This window comes from Arthrobacter sp. Y3223151 (assembly GCF_059091125.1).
Window position 1 is genome coordinate 336236 of sequence record NZ_JBNHGI010000001.1, and the last position, 26897, is coordinate 363132.

Here is a 26897-nt window from a genome sequence, read left to right on the forward strand (position 1 = left end):
CGGCTACCCGGGCCCGCCCCGGCCTGCCGGCGGCGGTCCCTTCCGGCGGCCCGGGATGCCGGCGCGGGACGGCTTTGACCCGTCGTGCTGCGACCGGCGCAGGGTGAACAGATGCTGCTTGGCGGTGCCGCCGGCGAGCGCCGCGCCCAGGAATGCTGTCGCGTCGCGCACCGAGGGGTCCGGGCTCGCGTCGACGTTGCGGGCCGCCCGCACGTAGTTCCCGAGGTCATGCCCGGGTCCCAGCCCGGCGCCCTCGCCGGCAGGGGTGGCCGCGGGATCGGTCAGGGTCACGGTGACCTGTTCGCGCCGGTCCGGATTCGGCCTGGCGTCGGTGCCCGGCACCCAGTCCTGGGCGTGCTCCAGGTGAACGCTCCGGACGCCCGGGCCGGGGTTGATGCCGGCCACCGGCGAGCCCGCCGTGAGGACGAAGCCCACGTTGTGGCCGGCCAGGAAGGCCGGATCGGCGGCAAGGTTCATGGCATGGATGCCGCCCTGGCTGTATCCGACCAGCATCACCAAGTCCTCCGCGCCGGCGCCGGCTTCCCCGAGGGCCTGCGACACGGCGGCCGCGACGAACGCGCTGCCGCCGGAGACCGCTGCGGCGATCCCGGTCTCGTCGAACGGGTTGCCGGTCGCCTCGGCCGAGCCCGCGGCCTGCGTGCCCGGCAAAGCGACGACCCACCGCTTTTGGCCCCCAGGGGCGGACACTTCGAGCACCTCTACCGTGCCGTCACCGGCGCCGTCCGCGCTGGCCGTCCGGTGGAGCAGCCCGGCCAGGGAAGCCGGCGCTGGATCGATTTCTTCGGCCGCCGCGGCCACACGTTCAACCTCGATGTTTCCGGCCCGGAGCAGCCCCGCCTGCCGCGCCGCGGCCACCAGCAGCGGGGCCATGTGTTCGGTGGCCGGCTTGTTCCACAAACCGCCCTGCCGGCCATCCCGCAGCAGCATCCCCGTCGCCGGGCCGCCAAGCGCTCCTGCCACCGCCACCGGGAACCGGCCGAGCAGCCGTTCACCGCCCGCCCGGGTCGGCCGCCCCTCGTTGGCGGCCATGCCGAGCGGAACCGTCGCCCACCAGGTGGCCGAGTCGACCGCCTGCAGCGCGGCGGAGACGGCCTGCTCGGTCGCCAGGTAGGTTCCGTGTGCCAACCTCACCCTGCCGGCCAGGGCGCCGGCGCTGTCCGCAAGGGCCGCCAACGATCCCGCGGCGGTTGAGACGGCCGCTTCGGCCGCCAGCCGCTCAGGCAGCAGCGTCCAGCGCGGATCGGCCAGCAGCATGTGCACCGACAGGAGTTGGCGCCACAGGTCGCCGATGGTGGCGGCGGCGGACTCGAGCCGGACGGCTGCGGACGTCAGCTCCTCCCACTCAAACGCGACGCCGCCGATGCCGCCGGCAACCCGATAGCCGGCGTACCGGCGGTGCCCGGTGCCGCCTTCCCACCACCGGGCTCCTTCGGGCAGCCAGTCGGCGTCAGCCACCGGGCGTCACCAGCACAGTGCGTCCTGGTCCCGGCAGTCACGGCCGGGGGCCGCACATAGCGGCGGCCGCCGTTTGTGCCGCGCCGGCAGCTGCTTCAGCCGCACTGACCGCGGTTGCCGCGAGCCTCAGCAGTTCTGCCGCCTCCGCCATCCCGGTGCGGTACTCGTGCAGCCGCTCCCTGAAGGCCCTGCCCGCGGGCGAGATCCAGGCGGCAGCTGCGCCGGCCAGATCCGCCCGCACGGCCAGCAGTTCCTGCTCGCAGGACAGCAGGCGCGCCGGGGCCGGCCCCCATCCCGGGTCCGGCGGGCCGCCCGGCCCTGCCTCCGCCGTCGCCGTCGCCGTTTGCCAAAACATCACCCTGGCCTCCTTCGCGCCTCGACTTCCTCCGAGGCTAGGGCCGGCGTCGCCCGCGGTGCCTGACGCAGGCCGGCGCTGTGCATGAGCGAGCGCGCAGCGCCGCTGTGCAGGCGAAGTCACGCGGAAAGCGGCGGCATGGGACATGGAAGAATAGGGCCATGGCTGAAACTTCCCGTGTTCCCTTGGCAGAAGTCACCCCCGCGATCGCGCTCGGTCCGTTGGACGGGCGGTACCACCAGGCGGTTGCGCCACTGGTTGACTACCTCTCCGAAGCCGCGCTGAACCGCGACCGCGTGCATGTGGAGGTGGAGTGGCTGATCCATCTGGCCGGCCAGTCCGTCCTGCCCGGGGCGGGACCGCTGACCGGGGAGCAGCAGTCGGCGCTGCGCAAGATCGTCACCGACTTCGACGGCAATGCCGTGCGCGAACTGGCCGAGATCGAAGCCGTCACGGTCCACGACGTGAAGGCCGTGGAGTACTTCATTGGCGGCCGGCTCGGCCAGCTGGGCATCGAACACCTCACCGCGATGGTGCACTTCGGCTGCACCTCGGAGGACATCAACAACCTCTCCTACGCGGTGGGCGTCAAGGGGGCGGTGGAACAGGTCTGGCTGCCGGCCGCCCGCGCCCTGGTCGAGCAGTTCGCGGCCATGGCCCGCGAACACCGCGACGTGCCGATGCTCTCGCGCACCCACGGACAGCCCGCCACCCCCACCACGCTCGGCAAGGAGCTGGCGGTCATCGCCCATCGACTCACCCGCCAGCTGGACCGGATCGCCCGCACCGAGTACTTGGGCAAGATCAACGGAGCCACCGGCACGTATGCGGCGCATTACGCTTCGGTTCCCTCGGCAGACTGGCAGGCAGTTTCGCAGACCTTCGTCGAGGGACTGGGCCTGACCTGGAACCCGCTGACCACCCAGATCGAGTCGCACGACTGGCAGGCCGAGCTCTACTCCGACATCGCCCGCTTCAACCGGATCCTGCACAACGCCTGCACGGACATCTGGAGCTACATCTCCATCGGCTATTTCGCGCAGATCCCCGTCGAAGGAGCCACCGGCTCGTCCACGATGCCGCACAAGGTCAACCCGATCCGCTTCGAAAATGCCGAAGCGAACCTGGAGATCTCCAACGGCCTGCTGGACACCCTCGCGGCCACGCTGGTCACCTCCCGCTGGCAGCGCGACCTGACCGACTCGTCCTCGCAGCGGAACATCGGCGTCGCCTTCGGGCACTCGCTGCTGGCCATCTCCAACGTTGCCAAGGGCTTGGACCGGCTCAGCGTGCCGGCCGAGGTGCTGGCGGCTGACCTGGACCAGAACTGGGAGGTGCTCGGCGAGGCCATCCAAATGGTCATGCGCGCCGAGGCCATCGCCGGGGTCGAAGGCATGGAGAATCCGTACGAGCGGCTGAAGGAACTCACTCGCGGCCACCGCGTGGACGCCGAGCGCATGAAGGAGTTCGTCTCCGGCCTCGGCCTGTCCCCGGACGCCGAGAACCGCCTGCTCGCGCTCACCCCGGCCAATTACCACGGCATCGCCGGCAAGCTGGTGGACCACCTGCGCTGACCCTCCGCTGGTTCTGCCGACGACGGCGGCGGCCACCTTCCGGGGAAGGCGACCGCCGCCGTCGTCGTCTGCAGGACCATGGCCATGGCCCGGATCAGTGACTCCACTCACCAAATTCGTCGTTTGGCCATGGGTGGGTCTAGAGTCATTACTACGCCGCGGGGTGGAGCAGTTCGGTAGCTCGCCGGGCTCATAACCCGGAGGTCGTAGGTTCAAATCCTACCCCCGCAACGAATGAAGGCCCTCTGACTAGGGATTATCCCGGTCAGAGGGCCTTTCTTTTTGGGTGGATACTGTTCGGCTCCGCTCTAGACTGCGGTCCCGATTTGAGACCAGCGCTACTGCGGTGTCCACAGCCCGGGCCGCGGCGTGCATGGAGCGCGGGCTGCTTCAGTCGGGGCGCCGCGGATGTGCGCAGACACAGCCGAGTGGAGCCCCAGCGCCGGACAAACCCGACGCACCCCCCGGGAGCCGCCACGAGGATGCGTACCTACCCGCCCTGGTTAGCCTTTCGCTCGCGTTCCTCGTAGACCTCGTCGCCGGGACCGGTGAACGCCTGGTTGCGCTCGATGGCGTCGATGGAGCCGGTGAACAGCTGGGAGTCGCCTGCGCCGGTCATCGCCGCGACCGCGGGACGACGGCGGCCAGCGACGGACGTCTCGCCACTGTTCACCGGGCCGACGGCTTCCCACCGCTGCCGGGGCAGCGCCTGCGGGTATTCGCGCTGCAGGAAGGTGACCATGGATTCCCGCACGAGGCAGCGAAGGTCGAACAGTGTGCCGCTGTCCACGGCACTGACCAGGATGCGCACGCGGACCAGTGAGTTGACGGCGTCGGTGACCTGCAGGATGGCGGTGCGTCCGTCCCAGATTTCGGCCGCCTCCACCACGGCCTTGAGGTGCTCGCGCAGCTCGTCCAGGGGAACCCGCCAGTCCACGTCCAGCTCCACCGTTCCCAGCAGGGCTGCGGTCCGGCGGGTCCAGTTCTCGAAGGGCGTGCTGGTGAAGTAGGTGGAGGGCAGGATCAGCCGTCGGTCATCCCAAATGTGGACCACCACATAGGTCATCGTGATCTCCTCCACCGTTCCCCATTGGTTCTCGACCACCACGACGTCATCCACTCTGATGGCATCCGTGAAGGCCAGCTGCATGCCGGCAAAGACGTTGGTCAGGGAGCTCTGCACCGCGAGGCCGGCGACCACGGACAGGACGCCGGCGGAGGCCAGGATACCGGCACCGAGGGCTCGGACCTGGGGAATGGTCAACAGCACGCACGCGACCGCAATCGTCACGATCAGCGCCACTGCCACACGGCGTCCCAGGATCACCTGCGTCTTGAGCCGGCGCAGCCGGCGGTTGTCCTTGGTGTCCGTGCGGTACTTGGCCAGGATGGCCGCCTCAATGACCAGGAGTACGACGACGGCGAACCAGGCCAGCGCAGCTATGAGCACCACGATCAGGACGAAGTCCACAGCGGTGTGCCACGGCTCATCGGCGGAAGTGATACGCAGGCCCACCCGGATTCCGATGACGGCCAGCGCCACCCGGAAGGGGCTGCGCCCGCGGGCCGAGACATCCCGGATGTTCGGCACGCGCCGGAACAGCTGGTTCACTGCAACCCGCAGGAGCGCCGTGATCACCAGTGCTGCGGCAACGGCGATCAGCACTACTGTCGCCGGCTGGATCAGGTAGAGATAATCATCCATATTTTCGATGGTGCAGATGCGGCGCGGAGCCTGTCCAGTCGGGCTGCGCGACGCCCCGTACAGATACTGGTGCTCGAGTGCTTGAAGTTTCCTGCCCAGGACCGCGCAGCCCCAACCCGACGAAAAACAGTTCGGTTAGCCGAACCGAACTGTTTTTGCTAGGTTGGTTTCATGCCAGATTTTCCCAAAGTCGTCGAGACGGGCGGTGAGCAGCCCACACCGGGGGTGCAGGTCCGCCACGGCTTCGCCCTGCTGCTCCAATGGGCCAGCAGGAAAAAGATCCGCCGATACGTCTTCGGCCCCGAAGCCGAGGACCTCTCGCCCACCGACACGGCACTGCTGGAATACCTGACCAGGAACGGCCCGATGCGGCTATCCGACCTGGCCGCACAGTGGGGAGTGAACAAATCCACCATGACCCCGCAAATCCGCCGCCTCGAAGCCAGGGAACTGATCGACCGCCGGCCGGACCCCGCCGACCGGCGGGCAACCCTCCTACAGACATCCGCCGCCGGAATTCAACTGCAACAGCAGATCGGCGCCGCCGGCGCGGCAGCGTTCGATGAAATACTCTCCAGCTGGTCACCGGAAGACAGGGAAATCCTCGGAGCCATGCTGGTCCGCTTCGCCAACGAACTCTCCGCCGCCACGCCCCGGCTATTCCAAAGCACCGCGGCAGCCCCCAACGGCATTCCACCAGCCCACCATCCGAAACGAACCCCCAACCCCTAAACAACCCCTGGCCGAGACTTCCGCGACCTCTTCGATCCCGACGGGGCAGTACTCTCGGGGACCTGCCACCCGACATGCTGGTGGCCGGGCGCTCCTGGGACCGGCCGATGCCCGGTGCCACGTCGCGGCCGTATTGCCGCCCTGTGCCTCGTGCTCTCGAACTGCTGTCCTCGCCGGAGGGCACTGCGTGCTTTCCGCACTGCACCCAAATCGCTCCCCGAAATTTTGTGAAGGTTGACTGAATGAGTGAAAGCAACGAAATACAAGAAACGGTGACGTCCAGCGACGCACTCAGGCGCCACACCTCACTGATCGCGGCCGAAGCCCTCTTCGCGCTCTCCGCACTCAGCGCGCTCATCCGCGGCGAGTCCACGGCAGCCGTCATCCCCGTCGCACTGCTACTGGCCTCGCTCCCGGTTCTGCTCGTGGAGCGGTGGGCGCGCGTTGAGATCCCCGCACGCCTACAGGGGCTGTACGCCGTGTTGCTGCTCGGTGGCCCGTACCTGGGAAGCCAACTGGGTTTCTACGCCATATGGACACTGTGGGACACCGTCGTGCACTTCTACTCCGGATTCGTCGTCGCGCTCGGGATCGTTTTTGCGCTGGGCGTCACCGGCCGCCGCTACGGATTCTCGATGCCGCCCTGGCTCGCGGCGGTGATGATCGTCGCGTTCAGCGGTTTCGTCGCCTTGCTGTGGGAGATTGCGGAGTTCGCCTCCGATGCCGTGCTCGGCACCGCCGCCCAGATCACCAACTTCGACACCATGACGGACCTGATCGCCGGAACCGCGTCGGCGATCATCGTGGCGGCCACGCTGTTCCTCGTCCAGCACAAGGGACGGCTCCCCTCCGCCGAGGTCCTGACGCAGGCCCCACCTCGGCAGGTACCCAATGGGCACACCCCGGCCGCGGGGCACCCTCGGAGTGCTCCGGTGACCGAAGACGCCACACGATAAAGCCCGAACCACAGGGTCGATGTCGGTGCTCGGTGCTGCCGACACACCTGCGACCTCGGCGCCCGTGTCTGCCAGTATTCGGAACCGAACTGAACGCTCTCCCGGAATTCGACACTTGGCATGGTCCTTGATCTGATGGAAACGGAAGGAGCAAATAGTTGACATGTCAACTATTTGCGATTAGTGTACATGCATATGCATGTACTGCATGTACTCGTCCTAGCGCCTGCATCGGTTCGCACTCCCGAGGGCTGCTGCGACAAGCGTCCCCGCATGGACTTCTGCAGCGCCTCACTGAACCGGTAAGGCCAGGTGACGGGGACTATCTGTAAGGAGGAAATCGTGGTTGACAGTTTGACTCAGCACAGCGGCTCCATCGGAACCGTATCCCAGAAGGGCATCCCCGACGAGGTTGATGTAGCAATCGTCGGTTCCGGCGGAGCCGGCCTGATGGCGGCGCTCACCGCCGCCAGGGAGGGCGCAAGGGTCCTCGTTGTCGAGTCGCGGGAACTCGTCGGAGGCGCCACCGGCATCTCCGCGGGTGCCGCCTGGATCCCCAACCACGGCTTCTCGACCAAGGACCTCAAGGTCAAGGACAACCTGGACCAGGCCCGGCGCTACATCTACGGCCAAGGTCGAGACAAGGTTCTCGACCACGACTTGGTGGAGAGCTTCCTGGAAGCCGGACCCCGCGTCGCTCGCTTCATCGAAGAACACACCTCCTTCGGGTGGATCCCGACCATCTGGCCGGACTACCGCTCGGACATCGACGGCGCGTCCGTCGGCCGGGCGCTCTTCCCCGGCCCCTACTCCCCCGAGGGACTGGGAGAGGCCGCACAGTACGTGCGGCCGGCCCTCACCACGGGCATGGCCAAGAACCCGCTCCCGTTCTGGCTGCTGGGCGGCATCGGCATCGACGACGTCTGGCTCGCGGGACCGGCACTGGTCGGCGCCCTGCTCGAAGGCAGCCTGCGCAACGGCGTCGACGTCCGCGTGGAAGCGCCCGCAGTCCGGCTCGTGACGGACGAGTCGGGCGTGCGGGGGATCGTCGTACGAGCCGATGGCGTGGAGCACACAGTACGCGCCACGAAGGGGGTCCTGCTGGCCAGCGGCGGGTTCGAGAGCTCGGACGAGGTCACCACGCAGTACCTCGACGCGCCCTTCGGCGTGCAGGTTTCGCCCAAGGGCCATGACGGCATCGCAGTCCAGTTGGCCAAGGAGGTCGGCGCCGACCTGACCGGGATGGAAGACGCCTGGTGGATGCCCGGCGTGCAGCTGCCCGGTGAAGAGCTGGAAGGCCAGCCGCTCAGCCGCGTGTTCCTCGGTGAGCGGGCACTGCCGCACAGCATCATGGTCAACAGCAAGGGCGAGCGCTTCGCGAACGAGGCGCTGGCCTACGACCAGTTCGGGCAGATCATGCGCGAGACCGACCCGGAGACGGGCACCATGCCCAACGCCACCGCGTGGCTGATCTTCGACCAGAACTACTGGGAGAAGTTCGGGATCTTCGGCATCACCCCGGGCGGAGAAGTGCCCGAGTACCTCCAGAGCGCCAATACCCTCTCGGAACTGGCTGCCAAGATCGGCGTCGACGAGGTGGGACTGCTCCGCACCGTCGACCGCTTCAACCCCGAGGCCGCGCGGGGCCGCGATCCGCAGTTCAACCGCGGTGACACGATGTTCGACCGCTACTTCGGTGCCTACTATCCGCGGCTGGGCAAGAACTCGCCGGACGCGCGCTTCCCCGCCGCCACCGCGAAGGCCAGGGTGCTCATCGCCAAGGCCGTCGGTCCGATTGCGAGCAAGCTCGCCGGCCGGGTGGCAAAGCGGAACGACCCCGAACGCCTCCGTTCCGTGGTGGTCAAGCCCCTGGCGAAGATCATCCGGCCGGTGCTGAAGAGCCCGAAGTCGAGCGTACTGGGGCCGGTCGACACGGCCCCCTTCTACGCGCTCAAGGTCGAGGCCAGTGCACTCGGCACGGTCGGCGGCCCGAAGACCGATGCACTCGGGCGTGCCCTGAACACCGAGGGCAAGGTCATCAAGGGCCTGTACGCCGCCGGCAACGCGGGCGGAGCGCCCACGAAGGGGTTCTACGGAGGCGCCGGCGGGACGATCTCGCTCGGACTGGTGTTCGGCTACTTGGCGGGACGCGAAGCAGCCCGATCGGCAGATAACGCCTGAGCATTCGCTGGTGCCCTCGACCGACGAAACGGCGGTCGAGGGCACCTGCACGGCGGCCCTTTACTGCCGGAAAGGCGCCCGCCCGCCGTCGTGCTTGAATCACAGGTTTTCCTGGAGCATGTCGTGACGCCCCTCACCAAATTTGTCGTTTGGAAACTGGGGGGTCTACAGTCAGAGGCGCCGCAGGGTGGAGCAGTTCGGCAGCTCGCCGGGTTCACAACCCGGAGGTCGTAGGTTCAAATCCTACCCCCGCAACTACTAGTGGGACCCTTGCCTGTTTCAGGCCGGGGTCCCACTTTTTTGGCCTACTCCCCTGCCGGAGCGCAGCCCGGAACCAGCCGGCAGCGCCCGAAGACGGACCCGGTGGCAGCACGGGCAGCAGCCCGGCCGCCGACACCGCTGCCAGCAGCAGCGCATGGCGGGAGCCACGACGCGGTTGTCCCGGCAAGCGGCCGTCCAGGGCGGGGAGACGGAGCCGGGGATCGGCAAAATTGCTCCCCCGCAGGTGGGCACGGACGGGCTTGGGGGGTCTACGCTGTTCACCGCCACGGTTTTTTGGGTGACGTGCCGCCGCTGACCAGAGCAGCAGGCACCGCCCGCGAGAGAAGGAGAATCCGATGGCTAACGCCGAAGACGACGGCATCTCGAACAATGAGGCGCTCAAACCACTGGTCGAACGCAGCCGCTTCGGCGCGGCGGAACGGCGCAAACCCGCGGACGCCGATTCCGAGGCCAGGCGCCCGCCCATATCCAGCACGGAACTGAGCAAAGGACCCGCCGAACTCACCGAAAACCGCGGCCCCCGCGTCAACTGGCGCGTCTTCATCATCTCGTCGGCGATCGTCCTCGCCTTCTCCATCTGGGCCATCGTCGCCCCGGGCAACGCGGCCGGCACGATGCACACCATGGTCGGCTGGATCGCCACCAATCTGGGCTGGTTCTACGTCCTGACCGTCACCCTCGTCATTCTCTTCGTCCTGTGGGTGGCCCTCTCCAAGGAAGGCAGCGTCAGGCTCGGCCCCGACCACTCACGCCCCCAGTACAACCTCTTCACCTGGGTCGCCATGCTCTTCGCCGCCGGCGTGGGCATCGACATGCTCTTCTACTCCGTCACCGGCCCGATCACGCAATACATCAACCCTCCCACCGCCGCCCCCGAATCGGCGGAAGCCGCGCAGGACGCCGTCGTCTGGACCATGTTCCACTACGGAGTGGCCGGCTGGTCGATGTATGCCCTTCTCGGCATGGCGATGGGATATTTCGCCTACCGCTGGGGCATGCCGCTGTCCATCAGGGCCGCGCTCTACCCCCTGCTGGGGAAGCGGGTACGCGGCGCCACCGGCGACGTCATCGACATTTTCGCCTTGGTCGGCACCGTCTTCGGCGTCGCCACGTCGATGGGCATCGGCGTCGTCCTGCTCAACGTCGGCTTCAGCTGGTTGTTCGGACTGCCGGAGGGGCTGGCCCTGCAGATTGCCCTCGTGCTCGTCGCCGTCGTCATGACCGTGGCGGCCTGTACTTCCGGCGTGGACAAGGGGATCCGGTGGATCTCCGAACTGAACCTGTGGGCTGCCGGAGCGATGATGCTCTACATCCTGATCACGGGCAAGACCTCGTTCCTGCTGAACGCCATGGTCGAGAACATCGGCCGCTTCATCTTCTCCCTGCCGGAGCGCACCCTGCAGACCCTGGCCTATGAGGAGGACGGTTCGGCGTGGATGGCCGGCTGGACCCTCTTCTTCTGGGCCTTCTGGCTGGCCTGGGGCCCGTTCGTGGGCCTCTTCCTGGCACGGATTTCGCGCGGCCGGACGCTGCGGGAATTCGTCATCGCGGCCATCACCGCCCCGGTCCTCTGCGACTTCTTCATCGTCTCGATTTTCGGCAACAGCGCCATGAGCGAGGTGCTCGCCGGCAATACCGAATTCGCGCAGGAGGCCATCAACAGCCCCGAGCACGGGTGGTATGCCCTGCTGGAGATGTTCCCGGGCGCACCGTTCCTGATCGGTTTGGCCACCCTCTCGGGCCTGCTGTTCTACCTCACCAGCGCCAATTCCGGTGCGATGGTGATGTCGAACTTCTCCTCCATGATCCCCGATCCGGCGATGGACGGGGCCAAGTGGCTGCGCATCTTCTGGGCCCTGGTCACCGCGTTCCTCACGGTGGCCATGCTGGTGGCCGGCGGCGTCACCACCATGGAATACGCCACCCTGATCTTCGCCTTGCCGGTGACCGTCATCGCGTATCTGGTGATGGCCTCCTTCTCGAAGGTGCTCAGGATGGAACGGGCCGAGCGCGAGGGACAGGTGCTGCGGCGGCGCACTGCTGCCGCCCACGGCGGGCAGATACCGGAGAAAACCTGGCGGCAACGCCTGGCGCGCCTGCGGTCCTACCCGTCGAATAAGGCCGTGGCACAATTCGCCGAGCGGGTCGTGCAGCCGGCGCTGCAGGACGTCGCCAAGGAATTCACCGAACTTGGCTACGAGGCAGAGATGACGACGACGCCGAATCCGAAGACCGGCATCAACGAGCACACCCTCGTGGTGAATATGGACGACCACCGCGACTTCCATTACCAGGTGGCCGCGGTCGAGGCCCCGGTGCCGACCTTCGGCGGCCGCAGCATGCCCCGCGAGATCGACACGTACTACCGGCTCGAGGTGTTCACCCAGACCGGCAGCGAGGGCTACGACCTCATGGGTTTGACCCAGCAACAGGTCATCAACGACGTCCTCGACCGGTACGAGGCGCACCTGGCGTTCCTAAAATACTCCAGCGAACACGCCTACGCCTCGGTGCTCACCCCCGTGGTGCCGCCGACGACCGAGTCGATTCCGCATGTGCCCAAGGCGGCCGACGACGTCGAGAGACTCGACGAAACCTAGGACCGGCTGCCGGCGTCTCGGCGGGCCCAATGACTCCCGACGAGCCGCCGGCCCCGTTCCGATACAGTCGTCACATGGGCACCGACGACATTTCCTTCCACACCCGCAAGTGGGTGCGTCCCGAAGACCTCAACGCCAACGGCACCCTGTTCGGCGGAAGTTTGCTGCGGTGGATCGACGAGCAGGCGGCCATCTACGCCATCGTCCAACTGGGCAACGGCAAGGCAGTGACGAAGTACATGTCGGAGATCAACTTCGTCAGCTCGGCCCGTCAGGGCGATCTGATCGAGATGGGCCTGAAGGCCACGCATTTCGGCCGGACGTCCCTGACGATGCGGGCCGAGGTGCGGAACATGTTCACGCGCCAATCGATCCTGACCATCGAAAAGATCGTCTTCGTAAACCTGGGCGAGGACGGCAAGCCCGCACCGCACGGCTTCACTGAGATCACGTACAGCCGAGACAGGGTCCCCCGTCAACATCTGGACCCCTCGGCGGTTCAGGACTAGCTGGCCGGAGTCCCGCCGACGGCGACGCAGGGCGGGGAAGCAGTGCCGAAACCAGCGGCGGGCCGGGTCCGAGGACCCGGCCCGCCGCCGTCGTTGTTAGTGCGGCGTTACTCCGTCGCCGCCAGCTGGCCGCAGGCGCCGTCGATCTCCTTGCCGCGGGTGTCGCGCAGCGTGGTGGGGACGCCGGCGTCGTTGAGCCGGGCCACGAACTCGCGGGTGACGTCCGGGTCGGACGAGGTCCAGATGGAGCCCGGGGTGGGGTTCAGCGGGATGGGGTTGACGTGCACCCAGCCGCGGCCGCGCTTGTTGAGCTTCTTGGCCAGCAGGTCGGCCCGCCACGCGTGGTCGTTCATGTCCTTGATGAGCGCATACTCGATGGAGACGCGCCGGCCGGTGCGCTGGTAGTAGCCGTAGGCGGCGTCGAGTGCCTCGTCGACCTTCCAGCGGGAGTTCACCGGGATCAGCTCGTCGCGCAGCTCGTCGTCCGGGGCGTGCAGGCTGAGCGCGAACGTGAAGGGGAGGTTCTCGTCGGCCAGCTTGTTAATCGCCGGCACCAAGCCCACGGTGGAGACGGTGATGCCGCGGGCGCTCATGCCCAGGCCCTCGGGCGCCTCGTCCACCATGCGGTGCACGGCATTCATCACGCGCTTGTAGTTGGCCAGCGGCTCACCCATGCCCATGAAGACGATGTTGGTGACCCGCCCCGCGTCGGGGCCGGCGTCCTTGCGCTTGCCGCCGAGGCCGCCCTCCGCGATGACCCGGTTGGCCTGGACAATCTGGTCCAGGATTTCCGCTGTGGACATGTTGCGGGTCAGGCCCGCCTGGCCGGTGGCGCAGAACGGGCAGTTCATGCCGCAGCCGCACTGGCTGGAAACGCAGAGCGTGATCCGGCCCGGGTAGCGCATCAGGACCGACTCGACCAGCGAGCCGTCGAAGAGCCGCCAGAGGAACTTGATTGTGTCGCCGTTGTCCGTCTTCAGCCGCTTGACCTCGGTGAGGAGGGTGGGGAAAAAGGTCTCGGCCAGTTCCGCGCGCCGCTCCTTGGGCAGGTCGCTCATGCGCTCGGGGTCGGTGGTGTAGTGCTGGAAGTAATGCGTGGACAGCTGCTTGGCACGAAATGCCGGCAGTCCCAGCTCCTTCATCTTTTCCTGCCGCTCGGCCAGCGTCATGTCGGCGAGATGGACCGGCGGCTGCGTGACCCGCGGGGACTTGAACTGCAGCAGCGGACGGCCCTCGCTGGTGACGGCCTGGTTCCAGCCCTCGGCGGCGGGACGCACCTGGGGCCGGTCGGAAGTTTTTTGGGGGGAAGAAATCTGCGAAGACATTGCCACCCATTGTCTCACAGGCACGATATAGTTCTCCCTCCGCCGCCGGCCGTCCCGGAGCGCCGCTGCTGCCGGCCACTCGGCCGCCGCCCCGGACGGGCGAGGTGTGCTTATTCTGGTCCAATGCGGATATGGAGCCTGCACCCCCGGCTGCTCGACCGGAGGGGCCTGGTGGCCTGCTGGCGGGAGGCCTTGCTGGCGCAAAAGGTTCTCGCAGGCGAAACCAAGGGCTACCGCAACCACCCGCAGCTGCAGCGGTTCCGTGCCGCCGAGGACCCGATGGCCGCCATCGGCGCCTATCTGGAGGGGCTGGCAGCCGAGGCTGCGGCCCGCGGATATGCCTTCAACACCAGCCTGATCCGGTGTCCGGGAACCTCTGCGGCCGGTGCTGCCGCAAGGGAGCGGCAGCCTCGTCTGCCGGTCCATTCGGAACAGCTCAGCTTCGAACTGAGGCATCTGATCGCCAAACTCGCGGTGCGGGACCCGGCCCACGCCGTAATCCTGAACCAGGGGCTGGAGCAGCAAAGCCCCGGGGTCCCCGACCCGCATCCGCTGTTCACCACGGTCGAGGGACCGGTGGAGGATTGGGAACGGCCCGTCTGACCCCTTCCCGCCCGCCGGCGTGAACCGGTCTGGCGTTCGCCGGGGGTTCCCCGACCTCTTGGACGGTATGGCCGCCGCAAGCCGTCTTGGTTACGCTGGCTCGCTCGATGCGTGACACGGTGAACCATCGCATGGCGTCGCGCAGCCGGCACCACCCGACCAGGTACCACTGGCCGTTGGTGGAGGCGAACAGCACTGGCTCAACGTCGCGGGTGGTCGTGGTCTCGTCTCCCGAGGTGTAGCGGATGCGGATCACTCGCTGCTCGGCCATCGCCTCCTCCAGTGCCGACTTGATTGCGCGCGAAGAGGAGGGAAGCGCGTTGACCCAGACGCGGTGGGCCAGCTCGTCGGCCCGTGCGCGGGTTTTGGGATCGAGGACGTCCAAGATCTTCTGGATACCTGCTGCCGCCAGATCGCCGTAGGGGGCATCGGGTGCCGCGGACACGGCTGCCATGAGCGCCACGGCTTGCGCCGGGGACAGGCTGACCGGCGGCAGGGACGAGTCTATGGCCAATCCGTAGCCACCGCCCGGACCTGGGCGAGACCAGATCGGCGCACCGCTGTTCTCCAACGCATCGAGGTCTCTCTTGATGGTGCGCACGGATACCTCGAACTCTCCCGCCAACCGTTCGGCGGAAACCCCCCGTGCGCCGCTGCGGCGCAACATCTCGGATAAAGCATGGAGCCGCTCGACTCGCTTCACAGTTCAGACCCCGACAAATTCATGACACAAATCGTGACATACCCTTGTCCGCAGTGCCTGCGAGGGTAGTGCCATGACAACTACTGCAAGCAGTCCGATCATCATCCTCATCTCCGGCCACTGGCTCGGCGCGTGGGCGTGGGATGAAGTCCTTGAACACCTGACAACCGACCACTCCCGTGCAATCGCGATGACGCTCCCCGGTCTCGACGGGGACGATCCCGCGCGTGCGGCGAAGACTCTTGACGATCAAGCCGCAGCGGTCCTGGACGTCATCACGCAACTCGGGGTCTCCGAGGATCAGCCCGCAACTCTCGTCGCTCACAGTGGGGCGAACGCCCCCGTCAGCCTCGTCCTTGACCGTCACCCTGAGCTTGTCCATCGAGTAGTGTGGGTCGACTCCGGCCCTGTGGCGACGGGAAGCGCCTTCGCCCCAGACCTCCCGGAGGAGTTGGAGGAGCTTCCGCTGCCGCCCCTCGACGTCCTCGCACAGCAGGCGAGCCTCGAAGGTCTGAGCGCAGAGGTCCTCGAGCGTTTCCAGGCCCGGGCCGTCCCTCAGCCCGGCCCCGTGCTTCGCCAGCCCGTCGAGCTCACGAACGATGCCCGCCGCAAGGTCCGGACCACCCTGGTGTGCTGCTCGATCCCGAGCGCGCAGGTGCTGGACCTGGCGCGCGCGGGCCATGCCATGTTTGCCGAAGTCGCGAACATCGAGCACCTCGACGTCCTTGACCTTCCGACGGGGCATTGGCCTATGTGGAGCCGTCCCCGCGACCTCGCCGAGGCCATTCAGTCAGCGGCTTCTCGAACCACCTGAACTGCACGTACAACCTGAAGGGATCGGCCAACGTGTCTGGTCAATACAGCTAGCGGCCCCGGCCCTCCTGGAAGCGCACAATGCGTTCGATGGCAGAGGCCACGGCGTCGGCACCGGCGGCAAAGGACAGCCGGACGGAGCGCGTGCCGTTGACGGCGTCGAAGTCGGCGCCGGGGACCAGAGCCACGCCCTCTTCCTCCAGGAGCGCCCGGCAGTATTCGGCCGAATCGGCGAAGCCCTCCAGTTGCCGCCCGAGGTCGGCGTACAGGTAGAAGGCCCCGTCTGCCGGTGCGGCGCTCCCCCATTCGAGCCGGCCCAGGTTCTGCAGCAACACCGCGCGCACCTCGGCGAACGCGGAAACCGCGGCCTCCGCCTCGCTGTAGGAGCCCGCCTCGAACGCCGCCAGTGCCGCCAGCTGGGCCGGGGCCGGCGGGCACAGCGCCACGTTTCCCGCGAGCGCATCGAAGGCCGGCGCGAGGTCGCGCGGCATCAGCGCCCAGCCCAACCGCCACCCCGTCATCCCCCAGTACTTGGAAAAGGAAGAAATAACGACGGCGGTGCGGTCCAGTTCCCAGGCGCAGGTTCCGCGGGCATCCGGTTCCGTCGGATCGGCCGGATACGTGATGCCGTGGTAGATTTCGTCGCTGACCAGGCGGACCCCATGCTCGGCGCACCAGGCCGTGAGTGCGGCGAGCTCCCTCCGCGACACCATGGTGCCGGTGGGGTTGGCCGGCGACGCCAGCACGAGGCCGGCCAACGGCCCGTGGGCCGCCGCCGCTGCGGCCAGCAGCTCCGGCGTCGGCTGGTAGCGGACCTCGGGGCCGCAGTCGATCTCCACCACCTCGCAGCCGAGCGCCCGCAGAATGTTTCGGTAAGCCGGGTAGCCGGGCCGCGCCAGCGCCACCCGGTCCCCGGCGTTGAACGCGCTCAGGAACGCCAGCATGAAGGCCCCGGATGACCCCGTGGTCACGGCCACTTCCTCCGGCGCCACGTCCAGGCCGTACCAGCGCCGGTAGTGGCCCGCGATCGCCGCCCGCAGCTCCCGGATGCCCAGCGCGCTGGTGTAGGTCAGCGGCTGGCCGGAAGAGTGGATCCCGGCGGCCCGCTCGGACACTGCCCGCGGCGCGCCGCCCGACGGTTCCCCCGCGCACAACGACACAACGTCCCGGCCGGCAGCGCGCATCTGCGCTACCCGGTCCAGGATGCTCATCACTTGAAACGGCGGCACCTGGGCACGGCCGGCCACCTGCAGTTCGTTCACGATCCCCGACTCAGCCGGCGGTCCCGGCGGTCCCGGCGGTCTTGGCGATGTACACGTCGCAGGCGGCCTTGTGGGTCACCGAACTGGCCACGCTGCCGAGCACCCGGCCCAGCCCCTGCATGCCCACGTTGCCAACCACGATCAGGCGCGCGTTGACGCGTTCCGCCTCTGCCACCAGCGCGTCCTGGGGCTTGCCGAGCACCGCCGTGTAGCTGGTCCGCAGGCCCTCCGCGCCCAGTTCTGCCGCGACATCCCTGGCTACCTTCTCGGCCCGCTCCGACTCGTGGATGAACCACTTGTCGTTGCCGATCTCCACCACCTCGGTCGCATCGGATTCGTGGGCGGTAACCACCCGGAGCTCCGCGCCCATGGATGCGGCCAGCTTCGCCGCCGTGCGCGCCGCCTTCATGGCGGTATCGCTGCCGTCTACTCCTACGATGATGATTCCGGCCATCGGGCCACCCCTTCGAGCACGTCGTCTGGCGGCCACGTGGGCCGTTTCACACCAACTTACCCGCCCCGGGCACGATCCGCCGGGAGCCGCCGGCCGCCGTCGTCGTTATCAGTCCACGAACTCCGACTGGGTCTCGATGAACTCCCAATCCTCTTCCGGCAGCGTTGCTTCCTTCAGGTCCGGCCCGCCCGCCTCGTAGACCGCCGCCGCCGCATCTGCGTCCACTACCTCGGCCCGCAGGTTTTCCCGGAACCACTGCTTGTGGCCGGTCGGCAGCTTCAGCCACCACTGTTCAATCCGCAATTCCGCCATCTCGCGCCTCCTTGTGCCTCGCCGCTACTACTTCCACCGTAGGTCTGCGCCTTCCCGCGGACAAGGGAGGCCTGCACGCGGGTGCCGCCCGCAGTGGCGGCAACTACCTCTGCCGGTAGTTGTTGGCTCGTACCCGCTGGAGTGCCACAGTGGACCTCGTCCGCACTCCCGTTGCGCCGCGTCGGCCGGCGGGCCCGCCTGGAAGGAACAGCCAATGGACCGCATGGTTTTCATCAACCTGCCCGTCAGCGACCTGAAGAAGTCCACGGACTTCTACACCGGTCTCGGCTACACGCTGAATCCGGACTTCTCCTCGCCGGATGGCTCGTCCCTGGTCATCTCCGACACAATCGTGGTGATGCTGCTGACCACGGAGCATTTCGGCAAGTTCCTTCGCAACGGCACTCCGCATCTGGGTTCGGATGCCAAGGAAGTGCTGGTGTCCCTCAGCGCCGACTCGGCCGAGGAGGTGGACCGGTTCGTGGCCAACGCGACGGCCGGCGGCGGCACGATCTACCGCCCGGCCGAAGAAGAGATGCCGGGCATGTACGGGGCCGCCATTGCGGACCCGGACGGACACGTCTGGGAGATCATGCACATGTCTCCGCAGGCGATGCAGGCGGCCGCGGAGCAGAACGCCGCGACGGGCAACGCCGCGGGGCCCCAGTAGCCTCAGCCCGGTCCGTTTTTCCCTGCCGGCCGGCGGCATACCGAAATGCCTCGATCCGTCCGGGCAGGTGCGGTGTGCCCCGGGGGTCATCCGTGGTTGGCTCCGGGTGCGGGCGCTTGGCTTTCTTGCCGGCAAACCTATGGGTCTGCTCGATGTTCTGGCACAGTGAAGAGAAGCAGCCGGCACCGGCAGCGGGCCGGGAGCCGATCGACGCGGAGGTCCGCCATGACTGCCTCAACAACGGGCACCACCCGTCCGACCGTCCTGTTCGTGGGCGTGCGGGATGCCGGCCGCTCACAGATGGCCGCGGCCTACCTCTCCCAGCTCGCCGAGGGCGGCATCGAGGCCCGCTCGGCCGGAACCCGGCCCGGCGGACGGCTGGACGCCGCCGTCGTGGAGGTCATGGCCGAAGAGGGCATCGACCTGTCCGCCGTGCGTCCCACGGCGGTCACCCACGAATCGGTCAACAAGGCGCAGATGGTGGTCACCCTGGGTTCCGGCGGCGAATGCCCGGTGGTCCCCGGCCGGCGCTATGAAGACTGGGACGTGGACGACCCCGCCGGCCGGGACGCTGCCGGTGTGCGTGCGGTCCGTGACGACATCAAGCACCGGGTCCAGCACTTGCTGTCCGAACTGCAGCCGGCCCTGCACCCGGACGCCCAGTAGGCCCCGCACCGCCGTAGGGCCCGCACGGGGGACGTCGGGATGGTTGCAGGAGCCTGACCGCGCCGGAATCAGGCCCCCGGCGCCTCAGCCGGCGCCGCGGCGGCCGCCGCGGCATACGAGGCCGAGATCCGACGATAGACCGGGGTCAGGAAGGCCAGCAGGGCGGCCACGATCATGATGATCCCGGCCACCAGGAACACCAGGGCGATGCCTCGGGACGTGCCCTCGCCCAGGAGCGGCGCGAGCCGGGCGGCGCCGTCAACCGAGCGCGCGTACGGGATGATCCAGACTTGCGCGATCGGTGCGATGAGGAACGCGGTGATCGGCGCAGCCGCCGATTCAAATGCCATGGCGAATCCGAACACCCTGCCCTGCCGCTGCAGCGGAACCACCTGCTGGATGACCGTCTGCTCGGCGGCCTCCACGAAAGGCACCAGCGCCAGGTAGAGCCAGATCCCGGCAATGTACAGCCAGGCCCATTCGCGCAGCGTGAACACCGCGCCGAGGGCCCCCATCACGATCACCGCGATGAGCATGGTGCGCAGCGGATTGCGCCCGAGCCCGAACTTGCCGATCACCGCGCCGCCCACGATGAATCCGGTGGAGCCGAGCGCGAGGTACGCGCCCCACAGCTCCACGGGGAACAGTTCCAGCCCGTAGGGATCCATGAGCGCCATGTAAACCCCGCCGATGAAATTGTTGAAGGTGGAGAACAGGATCAGCGCGAACAGTCCGGCGATGGCCAGCACGGCGGCGAGGGAACCCCGCAGGTCGAAGCTGCCGCGTGCGTCCGTGGCGGCCGCGCGCACCTCCTCCGGCGTGCGCAGGGTGAGCAGGTGCAGGAAGGCGAGCGCCGTGAGCACCAAGGCGACGGCGATCGTCCCGCCCATGCCGAGCAGGCCTACCGACAGCCCCGACAGCACCGAGGTAACGATGAAGGTCAGGCCCTGAACCATGCCCACCAGCCCGTTGGCGTTGGCCCGCCGCTCCGGGTCGACGAGGATGGTCACCGTGGTGGAGAGGGCAATGTTGCGCATGTTCTCCACCACCGCGCCGATCAGAATGATTAGGGAGAAGACCCAGAACCACGGCCGGGCGAGGTCCAGCAGCCAGGCCTGGGGTGTCAGCAGGAACATGGCCCCGGACAGAAGGAACATCACCAAGGTGAATACGGCGGCGAAGCGCATCACGGCCAGCTTGCGGTAGCGGTCCACGAACGTGCCGAAGCTGATGCTGGAAAGCGCGATCAGCAGCATGTATGCCCCGCCGATCACCCCGGTGGCGATGACGTTGCGCGTCTCCAGGTACACCCAAAACGTCAAGGCGAACCACAGGTAGCTGGTGGTGATGTTGGCCAAGGCCGTATTCACCAGGATCCCCATGAACGTGCGGTACCGCTGTGCAGTGCCGCGCACGGTCGTGTCGACTGCGGCTGGGTCGACGAGGTTCGGCGCTTCGCCGTCCCCGATCGGCACCGCAGCACCGGCCGCCCCCGCGGTAAGACCCGCACCCTCCTGATGAGCCGGGGCCCCGGTAGGTCCCGGTTCCTGCTCGGTCATGCGTCCCAGTGTACTGACCAGGGACAGGCACGAACACAGCAAAATTTTGCTCAGCCGTGCCAACTCCCGGCGCCGGAATGTGGCGGGTTATCTGCAGGTGTAGGTGACTAACTGCAGGTGTAGGTGACGCCGTCCACGACGTGCGTGCCCGGTCCGAGCTCGCCACAGGCTTCCATGATGTAACCGATGCTGGCCAGCGCGATGATGATGAACAGCATCAACAGCACTGTGCCCACGGCGCCGATAATGATGCCGGCGAGCGCAAAGCCGTTTTTGGCACGCGCGCGCTTGGACTGCACCATGCCGATGATGCTGACGATCAGCCCGACCACCGTCAGCGGTCCGAGCAGGGACAGGACAAAGCCGACGATCCCCATGGTCCTGCCGGGAACGGGTTGTCCGGGACCGGGCTGTCCCGGGTACCCGTAAGGCTCGGTGGGCTGCTGGTATGCCTGGCCGGTGCCCTGCTGCGGGTAGGCGGGGTAGGCGCCCTGCTGCGGGTGGGCGGGGTAGGCGCCCTGCGTGGACTGCGGCTGCTGGGAGGCCGTGGGCTCGGGATGCTCCCCATAGCCGTTGGGAGTAGACATGTGGTTCCTCTCATCGGTGCGTAAACGATTTATCGTTCCCCACCGAACACCCTATGTCCGGCGGCCCCGAATCAGCCCCGGCCCACCAGCGTGTCGACCTGTTCCAGCAAGGCATCCATCTCGCCGTCGGCCAATTGGTATTGCTGCGCATCCGGCGAGAAGAAGGTTGCGCTGTAGTAGAGTCCGTCGCCGATCAGCTTCACGGCCTGCGCCACCGGCCGGCTGCCTAGCGCCTGTTCCAAGGCGTCCAGCCAGAGTTCCTGAATCCCGGCAAAGGTCCTCGCCGCGGACGGGTGGCCTTGCTGGACCAGGCGCGCCACGGCCACGATGGCCCGGTCCAGCGGCGAATCGACGAACCTGGACGTGCGCACGTAGTAGCGTGCCGCTCCTTCCGGGGCACTGATGATCTGCTCCGCGTCGGCGGCGGTCAGGGCGGAGAGCCGCTCGCACAGGGCGTCGACCATGGCCTCTTTGGAGGGGAAGTGGTACAGCAGCCCGCCCTTCGACACCCCTGCCGCCGCCGCGACGGCGTCCATCGTGGCGGCTCGTTCGCCCTCTTTGATCAGGATGTCCTCGAAGTTATCGAGGATCCGGTCTCTCGCACTGGCCATCCACCCATCCTAGGACTCCGCCCGCCGGCGGAGCCGCCACTTTGCAGGTAAACCGTCCAGACGGTACAGTAAAGCGAACTTCTCCGATTCCGAAAGACTCACCATGCTTACCGTCACCCAGCGCGCCGGGCGCCGAGAATGGACCGCCCTGGCAGTCCTGATGCTTCCGGTCCTGCTGGTCGCCGTCGACAACACGGTGCTCAGCTTCGCGCTGCCCGCGATTTCCCTGGCCTTCAGCACCAGCGGCACCACCCTCCTGTGGATCATCGACATCTATCCTTTGGTACTCGCCGGCCTGCTGGTGGCCATGGGCAGCCTTGGCGACCGGTTCGGCAGGCGCCGGATGCTGATGATCGGCGCGGCAGGCTTCGCCGCACTGTCGGCGCTGGCCGCGTTCTCCCCCAGCGCCGAACTGCTGGTTGCCGCACGCGCCGGCCTGGGCATCTTCGGGGCCATGCTGATGCCGGCCACGCTGTCACTGATCCGGAACATCTTCACCGACCGGGCGCAGCGGCGCCTGGCGATCGCCATCTGGGCCGCCGGCTTCTCCGCCGGCGCCGCCCTCGGCCCGCTGCTGGGCGGCCTGCTGCTGGAACACTTCTGGTGGGGTTCGGTCTTTCTGCTCGCGGTCCCCATGCTGCTGCCCATGCTGGTGCTGACGCCGGCGTTCGTGCCGGAGTCGCGCGATCCCGAGCCCGGCCCTATCGATGCGGCCAGCATCCTGCTCTCCGTCGCCGCCCTGCTCCCCGTTGTGTACGCCATCAAGCAGCTGGCCGGCGGCGGAGATCCGGCCGTCGCGGCAGCAACGTTCACCCTGGGCATCGTGGGCGGCTGGCTGTTCGTCCGCCGCCAGCTGGGCCGCGCCAACCCGATGCTGGATGTCCGGCTGTTCCGCCACCGCCCCTTCACCGGCGCCGTGCTGGTCAACCTGTTGGCCGTGTTCTCCCTGGTCGGCTTCCTGTACTTCGTCTCGCAGCATCTCCAATTGGTCCTCGGACTCAGCCCGCTGCGGGCCGGCCTGGTCCTGCTGCCCGGCCTGGTGGTCACCATCACGGCTGGCCTGCTCGCGGTCCCGCTGGTGCGCCGGATTCCCCCGCACCGGGTGGTGGCCTGCGCCCTGCTGCTGTCTGCGGCAGCCTACGCTCTGGTGGCGTCGTCCCCGGACGCGTCGGCGGTAACCCTGATGGCGGCCTTCGCGCTGCTCGGCGCCGGAGTCGGCGCCTCCGAGACGCTCTCGAACGACCTCATTTTGTCCAGCGTCCCCGCGGCCAAGGCCGGGGCCGCCTCCGCCGTGTCGGAGACGGCCTATGAAGTGGGCTCTGTCTTCGGGACCGCTGTGCTGGGCAGCATCCTGGTCGGCGCCTACCGGCGGAACATCGCCCTGCCCGCCGGGCTGTCCACCGAACAGCAGCAAGCCGCCGGCGAGACCCTCGGCGGCGCCATCACCATTGCCGGGCAGTTGCCCGAACGGACCGGGGACGCCCTGCTCGATTCCGCGGTCCATGCCTTCGACAGCGGCGTGACCGTCACCGCCGGGCTGGCCGCGGTTCTCATGGTCGCGGCAGCCTGGCTCGCCTTCCGAACACTGCGCGTCCCGCAGCACCAGTGACGTAAGGGCGACCGGCAACCCTTGCGTGATACCCCTAGGGGGTATAGATTGGTGGCGTAGTCCACCAATTGAGGAAGCCATGAGCCACACAGCACTGCCTGCGGAAACCGAACCCGTCACCGCCCCCGCCGACGAGCACATCGGGCACGCCTACACGTCGGACAAGGAAGCGTACCTGCGCCGGCTCAAGCGCGTTGAGGGCCAGGTCCGCGGCATCGCCCGCATGGTGGAGGACGACAAGTACTGCATCGACATCCTGACCCAAGTCGCCGCCGTCAATAAGGCCCTGCACGCGGTGAGCGTTGGCCTGCTCGAAGACCACATCGGACACTGCGTCATCGGCGCCGCCAAGGAATCCGAACTCAGCGGCGACCGGCAGATCGTTGAGGACAAGGTCAAGGAGGCCTCGGACGCCATCGGCCGGCTGCTGCGCTGACCTTCCCCGTCCAACACCTACCCCACCCCTAGGAGACTGACATGAGCACCACCACCATCAGCATCGACGGCATGACCTGCGGCCACTGCGTGGACGCCGTCACGGAAGAACTGCAGGCCCTCGACGGCGTCCGCGACGTCAGCATCGAACTCAACAAGGGCGGAATTTCCACGGCGAGGGTCAGTTCCGAGGCGGATCTCGACCCGGCCCAGATCGGCGAGGCCGTCGCCGAGGCCGGGTACACCGTCGTCGCCCAGAACGCCTAGGGCCAGCCCACCCTCGACCCGTACGACGACGGTGCCCGCCGGCCGCCGTCGGCCCCCTTTCATGCCCCGGCGGACGTGCTGCGCCCGCACCGTCCCACGCAGAATCGAGACAACCAACCAATGGCCTCCCATCCCGGCACCATGGATCCTGTAGCCGAGCCGAACCCGACCAGAACCGTCGAACTGGCGATCGAGGGCATGACGTGCGCCTCCTGCGTGAACCGAGTGGAACGCAAGCTCGGCAAGATCGAAGGAGTCCAGGCCAGCGTGAATCTGCCGCTGGAGTCCGCCGTCGTGCTCGTCCCGGACGGCGTCACCAACCAGCAGTTGGTGGACACGGTGAATGCCACCGGCTACAAGGCCCGGGTGAAGCCGCCGCCGCACTCCGCGCCCGCCCCACGGCATGGGGATACGGGCCACGGGCACGACGGGAACCCGGAGGCGGACCCCGGCCCCGGCGACCGGGACCGGCACGACCACTCCGGACCCGCCGGCCACCCTGACGACGGCGATCACGCCGGGCACGCCGATGACGTGGAGGGTGAGGACCACATGGCCCACGGCGGCACCGCCGGCCAGCTGCGTCCGCGCCTCTGGACGGCCGCCGTCCTGACCTTGCCGATCTTCATCATTTCGATGATCCCCGGCGCGCAGTTCCCGCACTGGGGCTGGGTGGCCTTCGCGCTCAGCATCCCGGTGGTGTTCTGGGCGGCCTGGCCGTTCCACCGCGCCGCGGCGATCAACGCCCGGCATCTCGCCTCCACGATGGACACGCTGGTGTCCCTCGGCGTGCTGGCGGCCTTCTTCTTCTCCGCCTGGCAGCTGGTCATGGACCCGATGATGACCGAACACGTGCACGGCGACATGACCGAGCACGCCTTGTACTTCGAGGTGGCCGTCGTGGTGGTCACGTTCCTGCTGCTGGGCCGCTATCTGGAAGCCAACGCCAAGCAGCGGGCCGGCGACGCCCTGAAGTCGCTGCTCAACCTGGGCGCGAAGGACGCTACCGTGCTGCGGGACGGCGCCGAGGTAAAGGTACCGGCCGCCGACCTGCTGCCGGGCGACATGATGGTGGTCCGGCCGGGCGAAAAGATCCCCACCGACGGCTACGTGGTGGACGGGCACTCCGCCGTCGACACCTCCCTGCTCACCGGCGAATCCGTGCCGGTGGAAGTGGATGTGGACGACACCGTCACCGGCGCCACCATCAACACCTCCGGCCGGCTGCTGGTCCGCGCCACCCGGGTCGGCTCGGACACCACGCTGGCGCAGATGGGCCGCCTGGTCAGCCAGGCGCAGGCGGGCAAGGCCCCGATTGCCCGGCTGGCCGACCGGATCAGCTCCGTCTTCGTCCCCATCGTGCTGGTCATCGCCGTCGTCACTTTCGCCCTTTGGATGGTCTTCGCCGGCGACCTGCAGGCGGCGTTCACCGCGGCCGTCACCGTGCTGGTGATTGCCTGCCCCTGTGCGCTCGGGCTCGCCACGCCGACCGCACTGCTCACCGGCACCGGCCGGGCTTCCCAGCTGGGCATCCTGATCAAGGGGCCGCAGATCCTCGAGGACACCCGGCACGTAAACACCATCGTGCTGGACAAGACCGGCACCGTGACCACCGGGCGGCAGGCGGTGGAGGGCGTGCTGGCCCTGGCGGACCGCAGCGAAGACGAGGTCCTGCTGCTGGCGGGCGCGGTCGAGGCCGGCTCCGAGCACCCGATCGCCCTGGCCATCGTTGAAGCAGCCCGCAAGGTCGCGGCGCGCACCGCCACGCCGTCCGGCGCGACGGCAGGCCCGACGACGGCCGGCAAGGATGCGCTGCCCGCCCTCTCCGATTTCCACAGCACGGCCGGCGGCGGCGTCCGCGGCACCGTGACCGAACGCGACGGACGCGCCAGCACCGTCGTCGTCGGCCGCAACAACTGGATGGACGAGAACGGCATCGCCCTCACCGACACCCACCGCCGCGCCCTGCTGGAGCAGCAGCAGGCCGGATCCACGGCGGTCTGGGTCGCCGTCGACGGCACCATCGCCGGGATCGTCAGCCTCCAGGACACCGTGAAGGAGAACTCGGCCGCCGCCATCGCACGGTTCAAGGACCTGGGGCTGCACCCCATCCTGCTCACCGGCGACAACGCAGCGGTGGCCGCCGAGGTGGCCGCCGAGGTCGGCATCGCCGCCGAGGACGTCTTCGCCGACGTGCTCCCCGAGGAGAAGGTGGCCGCGATCAAGCGGTTGCAGGACGAGGGCAAGACGGTGGCGATGGTGGGCGACGGCGTGAACGACGCCGCCGCGCTGGCGCAGGCCGACCTGGGCATCGCCATGGGTGCCGGCACCGACGTGGCGATCGAGGCCGCGGACCTGACCGTGATGGGCAGCGACCTCGGCCAGGTGGTGCAGTCCATCGAGCTCAGCCGCCGGACGCTCTCCACCATCAAGTCGAACCTGTTCTGGGCCTTCGCCTACAACACGCTCGGCATCCCGGTGGCAGCGCTCGGGCTGCTCAACCCGATGATCGCCGGGGCCGCGATGGCCGCCAGCTCCGTGCTGGTGGTGGCCAACTCCCTGCGCCTGCGCCGCTTCGGACGGTAGCGGGCGGGGGCGGCAGTCCGCAGGGCGGCGCAGCAGTCTCCCGGCGGGCCCGTGTTCCCGGCGCC

25 protein-coding genes and 2 tRNA genes are annotated in these 26897 nt (G+C 68.1%); 16 read left to right on the forward strand and 11 right to left on the reverse strand.

Translation table 11 applies throughout. From position 1 onward, the window contains the following. Nucleotides 1-3: 3 nt before the first annotated feature. On the reverse strand, nucleotides 4-1476 hold the full coding sequence (locus tag AC5RUP_RS01645) for a hypothetical protein (protein ID WP_494158223.1): 1473 nt from the start codon (nucleotides 1474-1476) through the stop codon (nucleotides 4-6). Nucleotides 1477-1513: 37 nt separating this feature from the next. Continuing rightward, the gene (locus tag AC5RUP_RS01650) at nucleotides 1514-1834 is read right to left on the reverse strand and encodes a hypothetical protein (RefSeq protein ID WP_494158224.1); all 321 of its coding nucleotides are present in this window, start codon (nucleotides 1832-1834) and stop codon (nucleotides 1514-1516) included. Nucleotides 1835-1992: 158 nt separating this feature from the next. Here AC5RUP_RS01650 and purB point away from each other — a divergent pair, with 158 nt between their 5' ends. Together purB and AC5RUP_RS01660 are read left to right on the forward strand one after the other, a co-directional pair. Continuing rightward, nucleotides 1993-3405 (forward strand): adenylosuccinate lyase, encoded by a 1413-nt coding sequence (purB, locus tag AC5RUP_RS01655; RefSeq protein WP_494153983.1) that lies wholly within the window; start codon nucleotides 1993-1995, stop codon nucleotides 3403-3405. Nucleotides 3406-3562: 157 nt separating this feature from the next. Further along, nucleotides 3563-3636: transfer RNA gene (locus tag AC5RUP_RS01660), tRNA-Met, on the forward strand. Nucleotides 3637-3895: 259 nt separating this feature from the next. On the opposite strand, the gene AC5RUP_RS01665 is transcribed toward AC5RUP_RS01660, so the two are convergent. Further along, the gene (locus tag AC5RUP_RS01665; protein ID WP_494153984.1) at nucleotides 3896-5110 is read right to left on the reverse strand and encodes a mechanosensitive ion channel family protein; all 1215 of its coding nucleotides are present in this window, start codon (nucleotides 5108-5110) and stop codon (nucleotides 3896-3898) included. A 171-nt stretch (nucleotides 5111-5281) separates the two neighbouring features. Between AC5RUP_RS01665 and AC5RUP_RS01670 the strand changes: the two genes are divergently transcribed. The 6 genes from AC5RUP_RS01670 (at nucleotide 5282) to AC5RUP_RS01695 (ending at nucleotide 12370) form a co-directional block, all read left to right on the forward strand. Beyond that, entirely contained in the window at nucleotides 5282-5842 is a 561-nt protein-coding gene (locus tag AC5RUP_RS01670; protein WP_494153985.1) for a MarR family winged helix-turn-helix transcriptional regulator, read from the forward strand. A gap of 242 nt (nucleotides 5843-6084) precedes the next feature. Continuing rightward, nucleotides 6085-6798: a DUF2238 domain-containing protein gene (locus AC5RUP_RS01675; protein ID WP_494153986.1), complete on the forward strand. Its 714-nt coding sequence runs from the start codon at nucleotides 6085-6087 to the stop codon at nucleotides 6796-6798. A 342-nt stretch (nucleotides 6799-7140) separates the two neighbouring features. Further along, nucleotides 7141-8979 carry an FAD-dependent oxidoreductase gene (locus tag AC5RUP_RS01680; protein ID WP_494153987.1) on the forward strand — a complete coding sequence of 613 codons (1839 nt, stop codon included), beginning with the start codon at nucleotides 7141-7143 and terminating at the stop codon, nucleotides 8977-8979. A gap of 181 nt (nucleotides 8980-9160) precedes the next feature. Then, nucleotides 9161-9234 (forward strand) — tRNA-Val (locus AC5RUP_RS01685). 362 nt (nucleotides 9235-9596) lie between these two features. After that, nucleotides 9597-11861, forward strand: coding sequence for a choline BCCT transporter BetT (betT, locus tag AC5RUP_RS01690; protein WP_494153988.1), 2265 nt, complete (start codon nucleotides 9597-9599; stop codon nucleotides 11859-11861). Between the two features lie 74 nt (nucleotides 11862-11935). Next, a complete protein-coding gene (locus AC5RUP_RS01695) occupies nucleotides 11936-12370 on the forward strand; it encodes an acyl-CoA thioesterase (RefSeq protein WP_494153989.1) in 435 nt (144 codons plus the stop codon). Between the two features lie 107 nt (nucleotides 12371-12477). Here AC5RUP_RS01695 and rlmN read toward each other — a convergent pair whose 3' ends face one another. Then, nucleotides 12478-13695 (reverse strand): dual-specificity RNA methyltransferase RlmN, encoded by a 1218-nt coding sequence (gene rlmN, locus AC5RUP_RS01700; RefSeq protein ID WP_494132482.1) that lies wholly within the window; start codon nucleotides 13693-13695, stop codon nucleotides 12478-12480. 123 nt (nucleotides 13696-13818) lie between these two features. Between rlmN and AC5RUP_RS01705 the strand changes: the two genes are divergently transcribed. Next, complete coding sequence (locus tag AC5RUP_RS01705) at nucleotides 13819-14298, forward strand: pyrimidine dimer DNA glycosylase/endonuclease V (RefSeq protein WP_494132483.1); 480 nt, start codon at nucleotides 13819-13821, stop codon at nucleotides 14296-14298. On the opposite strand, the gene AC5RUP_RS01710 is transcribed toward AC5RUP_RS01705, so the two are convergent. Then, nucleotides 14252-15001, reverse strand: a complete 750-nt coding sequence (locus AC5RUP_RS01710; RefSeq protein WP_494154790.1) for a helix-turn-helix transcriptional regulator — start codon at nucleotides 14999-15001, stop codon at nucleotides 14252-14254. The two genes, AC5RUP_RS01705 and AC5RUP_RS01710, sit on opposite strands and share 47 nt — an antisense overlap. 73 nt (nucleotides 15002-15074) lie before the next feature. Here AC5RUP_RS01710 and AC5RUP_RS01715 point away from each other — a divergent pair, with 73 nt between their 5' ends. Then, nucleotides 15075-15815, forward strand: a complete 741-nt coding sequence (locus AC5RUP_RS01715) for an alpha/beta fold hydrolase (protein ID WP_494154791.1) — start codon at nucleotides 15075-15077, stop codon at nucleotides 15813-15815. Between the two features lie 49 nt (nucleotides 15816-15864). On the opposite strand, the gene AC5RUP_RS01720 is transcribed toward AC5RUP_RS01715, so the two are convergent. The 3 genes from AC5RUP_RS01720 to AC5RUP_RS01730 all read right to left on the reverse strand — a co-directional run bounded on the left by AC5RUP_RS01720 (nucleotide 15865) and on the right by AC5RUP_RS01730 (nucleotide 17842). Continuing rightward, a complete protein-coding gene (locus AC5RUP_RS01720) occupies nucleotides 15865-17025 on the reverse strand; it encodes an aminotransferase class I/II-fold pyridoxal phosphate-dependent enzyme (protein ID WP_494158279.1) in 1161 nt (386 codons plus the stop codon). Between the two features lie 61 nt (nucleotides 17026-17086). Next, nucleotides 17087-17530, reverse strand: coding sequence for a universal stress protein (locus AC5RUP_RS01725; protein WP_494154107.1), 444 nt, complete (start codon nucleotides 17528-17530; stop codon nucleotides 17087-17089). Nucleotides 17531-17638: 108 nt separating this feature from the next. Continuing rightward, a complete protein-coding gene (locus tag AC5RUP_RS01730) occupies nucleotides 17639-17842 on the reverse strand; it encodes a hypothetical protein (protein ID WP_494065245.1) in 204 nt (67 codons plus the stop codon). 214 nt (nucleotides 17843-18056) lie between these two features. On the opposite strand from AC5RUP_RS01730, the gene AC5RUP_RS01735 reads away from it, so the two are divergent. Together AC5RUP_RS01735 and AC5RUP_RS01740 are read left to right on the forward strand one after the other, a co-directional pair. Further along, the gene (locus tag AC5RUP_RS01735; protein ID WP_494154106.1) at nucleotides 18057-18512 is read left to right on the forward strand and encodes a VOC family protein; all 456 of its coding nucleotides are present in this window, start codon (nucleotides 18057-18059) and stop codon (nucleotides 18510-18512) included. 225 nt (nucleotides 18513-18737) lie between these two features. Continuing rightward, the gene (locus AC5RUP_RS01740; RefSeq protein WP_494154105.1) at nucleotides 18738-19178 is read left to right on the forward strand and encodes an arsenate-mycothiol transferase ArsC; all 441 of its coding nucleotides are present in this window, start codon (nucleotides 18738-18740) and stop codon (nucleotides 19176-19178) included. Nucleotides 19179-19246: 68 nt separating this feature from the next. Here AC5RUP_RS01740 and AC5RUP_RS01745 read toward each other — a convergent pair whose 3' ends face one another. From AC5RUP_RS01745 to AC5RUP_RS01755, 3 genes are all read right to left on the reverse strand, one after another. Beyond that, complete coding sequence (locus tag AC5RUP_RS01745; RefSeq protein WP_494154109.1) at nucleotides 19247-20560, reverse strand: MFS transporter; 1314 nt, start codon at nucleotides 20558-20560, stop codon at nucleotides 19247-19249. A 284-nt stretch (nucleotides 20561-20844) separates the two neighbouring features. Continuing rightward, nucleotides 20845-21324 carry a DUF4190 domain-containing protein gene (locus tag AC5RUP_RS01750; protein WP_494092675.1) on the reverse strand — a complete coding sequence of 160 codons (480 nt, stop codon included), beginning with the start codon at nucleotides 21322-21324 and terminating at the stop codon, nucleotides 20845-20847. Nucleotides 21325-21395: 71 nt separating this feature from the next. Then, on the reverse strand, nucleotides 21396-21935 hold the full coding sequence (locus tag AC5RUP_RS01755; RefSeq protein ID WP_493980101.1) for a TetR/AcrR family transcriptional regulator: 540 nt from the start codon (nucleotides 21933-21935) through the stop codon (nucleotides 21396-21398). Between the two features lie 103 nt (nucleotides 21936-22038). Here AC5RUP_RS01755 and AC5RUP_RS01760 point away from each other — a divergent pair, with 103 nt between their 5' ends. The 4 genes from AC5RUP_RS01760 to AC5RUP_RS01775 all read left to right on the forward strand — a co-directional run bounded on the left by AC5RUP_RS01760 (nucleotide 22039) and on the right by AC5RUP_RS01775 (nucleotide 26832). After that, nucleotides 22039-23544 (forward strand): MFS transporter, encoded by a 1506-nt coding sequence (locus AC5RUP_RS01760; RefSeq protein ID WP_494154104.1) that lies wholly within the window; start codon nucleotides 22039-22041, stop codon nucleotides 23542-23544. Between the two features lie 79 nt (nucleotides 23545-23623). Beyond that, on the forward strand, nucleotides 23624-23980 hold the full coding sequence (locus AC5RUP_RS01765) for a metal-sensitive transcriptional regulator (RefSeq protein ID WP_494154103.1): 357 nt from the start codon (nucleotides 23624-23626) through the stop codon (nucleotides 23978-23980). A 41-nt stretch (nucleotides 23981-24021) separates the two neighbouring features. Then, nucleotides 24022-24246, forward strand: a complete 225-nt coding sequence (locus AC5RUP_RS01770) for a heavy-metal-associated domain-containing protein (protein ID WP_494065252.1) — start codon at nucleotides 24022-24024, stop codon at nucleotides 24244-24246. Nucleotides 24247-24366: 120 nt separating this feature from the next. Continuing rightward, on the forward strand, nucleotides 24367-26832 hold the full coding sequence (locus AC5RUP_RS01775; RefSeq protein ID WP_494158225.1) for a heavy metal translocating P-type ATPase: 2466 nt from the start codon (nucleotides 24367-24369) through the stop codon (nucleotides 26830-26832). Nucleotides 26833-26897 lie beyond the last annotated feature (65 nt).

What these genes read in the sequence shown, in the direction of transcription:
- AC5RUP_RS01695 (WP_494153989.1), top strand. Translation starts at nt 11,936, where the DNA reads ATGGGCACCGACGACATTTCCTTCCACACCCGCAAGTGGGTGCGTCCC.
- AC5RUP_RS01745 (WP_494154109.1), bottom strand. Translation starts at nt 20,560, where the DNA reads ATGGGGATCCTGGTGAATACGGCCTTGGCCAACATCACCACCAGCTAC.
- AC5RUP_RS01775 (WP_494158225.1), top strand. Translation starts at nt 24,367, where the DNA reads ATGGCCTCCCATCCCGGCACCATGGATCCTGTAGCCGAGCCGAACCCG.
- AC5RUP_RS01725 (WP_494154107.1), bottom strand. Translation starts at nt 17,530, where the DNA reads ATGGCCGGAATCATCATCGTAGGAGTAGACGGCAGCGATACCGCCATG.
- AC5RUP_RS01715 (WP_494154791.1), top strand. Translation starts at nt 15,075, where the DNA reads ATGACAACTACTGCAAGCAGTCCGATCATCATCCTCATCTCCGGCCAC.
- AC5RUP_RS01770 (WP_494065252.1), top strand. Translation starts at nt 24,022, where the DNA reads ATGAGCACCACCACCATCAGCATCGACGGCATGACCTGCGGCCACTGC.
- AC5RUP_RS01740 (WP_494154105.1), top strand. Translation starts at nt 18,738, where the DNA reads ATGACTGCCTCAACAACGGGCACCACCCGTCCGACCGTCCTGTTCGTG.
- AC5RUP_RS01665 (WP_494153984.1), bottom strand. Translation starts at nt 5,110, where the DNA reads ATGGATGATTATCTCTACCTGATCCAGCCGGCGACAGTAGTGCTGATC.
- AC5RUP_RS01675 (WP_494153986.1), top strand. Translation starts at nt 6,085, where the DNA reads ATGAGTGAAAGCAACGAAATACAAGAAACGGTGACGTCCAGCGACGCA.
- AC5RUP_RS01720 (WP_494158279.1), bottom strand. Translation starts at nt 17,025, where the DNA reads ATGAGCATCCTGGACCGGGTAGCGCAGATGCGCGCTGCCGGCCGGGAC.
- purB (WP_494153983.1), top strand. Translation starts at nt 1,993, where the DNA reads ATGGCTGAAACTTCCCGTGTTCCCTTGGCAGAAGTCACCCCCGCGATC.
- AC5RUP_RS01735 (WP_494154106.1), top strand. Translation starts at nt 18,057, where the DNA reads ATGGACCGCATGGTTTTCATCAACCTGCCCGTCAGCGACCTGAAGAAG.
- AC5RUP_RS01750 (WP_494092675.1), bottom strand. Translation starts at nt 21,324, where the DNA reads ATGTCTACTCCCAACGGCTATGGGGAGCATCCCGAGCCCACGGCCTCC.
- AC5RUP_RS01760 (WP_494154104.1), top strand. Translation starts at nt 22,039, where the DNA reads ATGCTTACCGTCACCCAGCGCGCCGGGCGCCGAGAATGGACCGCCCTG.
- AC5RUP_RS01705 (WP_494132483.1), top strand. Translation starts at nt 13,819, where the DNA reads ATGCGGATATGGAGCCTGCACCCCCGGCTGCTCGACCGGAGGGGCCTG.
- AC5RUP_RS01670 (WP_494153985.1), top strand. Translation starts at nt 5,282, where the DNA reads ATGCCAGATTTTCCCAAAGTCGTCGAGACGGGCGGTGAGCAGCCCACA.
- rlmN (WP_494132482.1), bottom strand. Translation starts at nt 13,695, where the DNA reads ATGTCTTCGCAGATTTCTTCCCCCCAAAAAACTTCCGACCGGCCCCAG.
- AC5RUP_RS01730 (WP_494065245.1), bottom strand. Translation starts at nt 17,842, where the DNA reads ATGGCGGAATTGCGGATTGAACAGTGGTGGCTGAAGCTGCCGACCGGC.
- AC5RUP_RS01765 (WP_494154103.1), top strand. Translation starts at nt 23,624, where the DNA reads ATGAGCCACACAGCACTGCCTGCGGAAACCGAACCCGTCACCGCCCCC.
- betT (WP_494153988.1), top strand. Translation starts at nt 9,597, where the DNA reads ATGGCTAACGCCGAAGACGACGGCATCTCGAACAATGAGGCGCTCAAA.
- AC5RUP_RS01755 (WP_493980101.1), bottom strand. Translation starts at nt 21,935, where the DNA reads ATGGCCAGTGCGAGAGACCGGATCCTCGATAACTTCGAGGACATCCTG.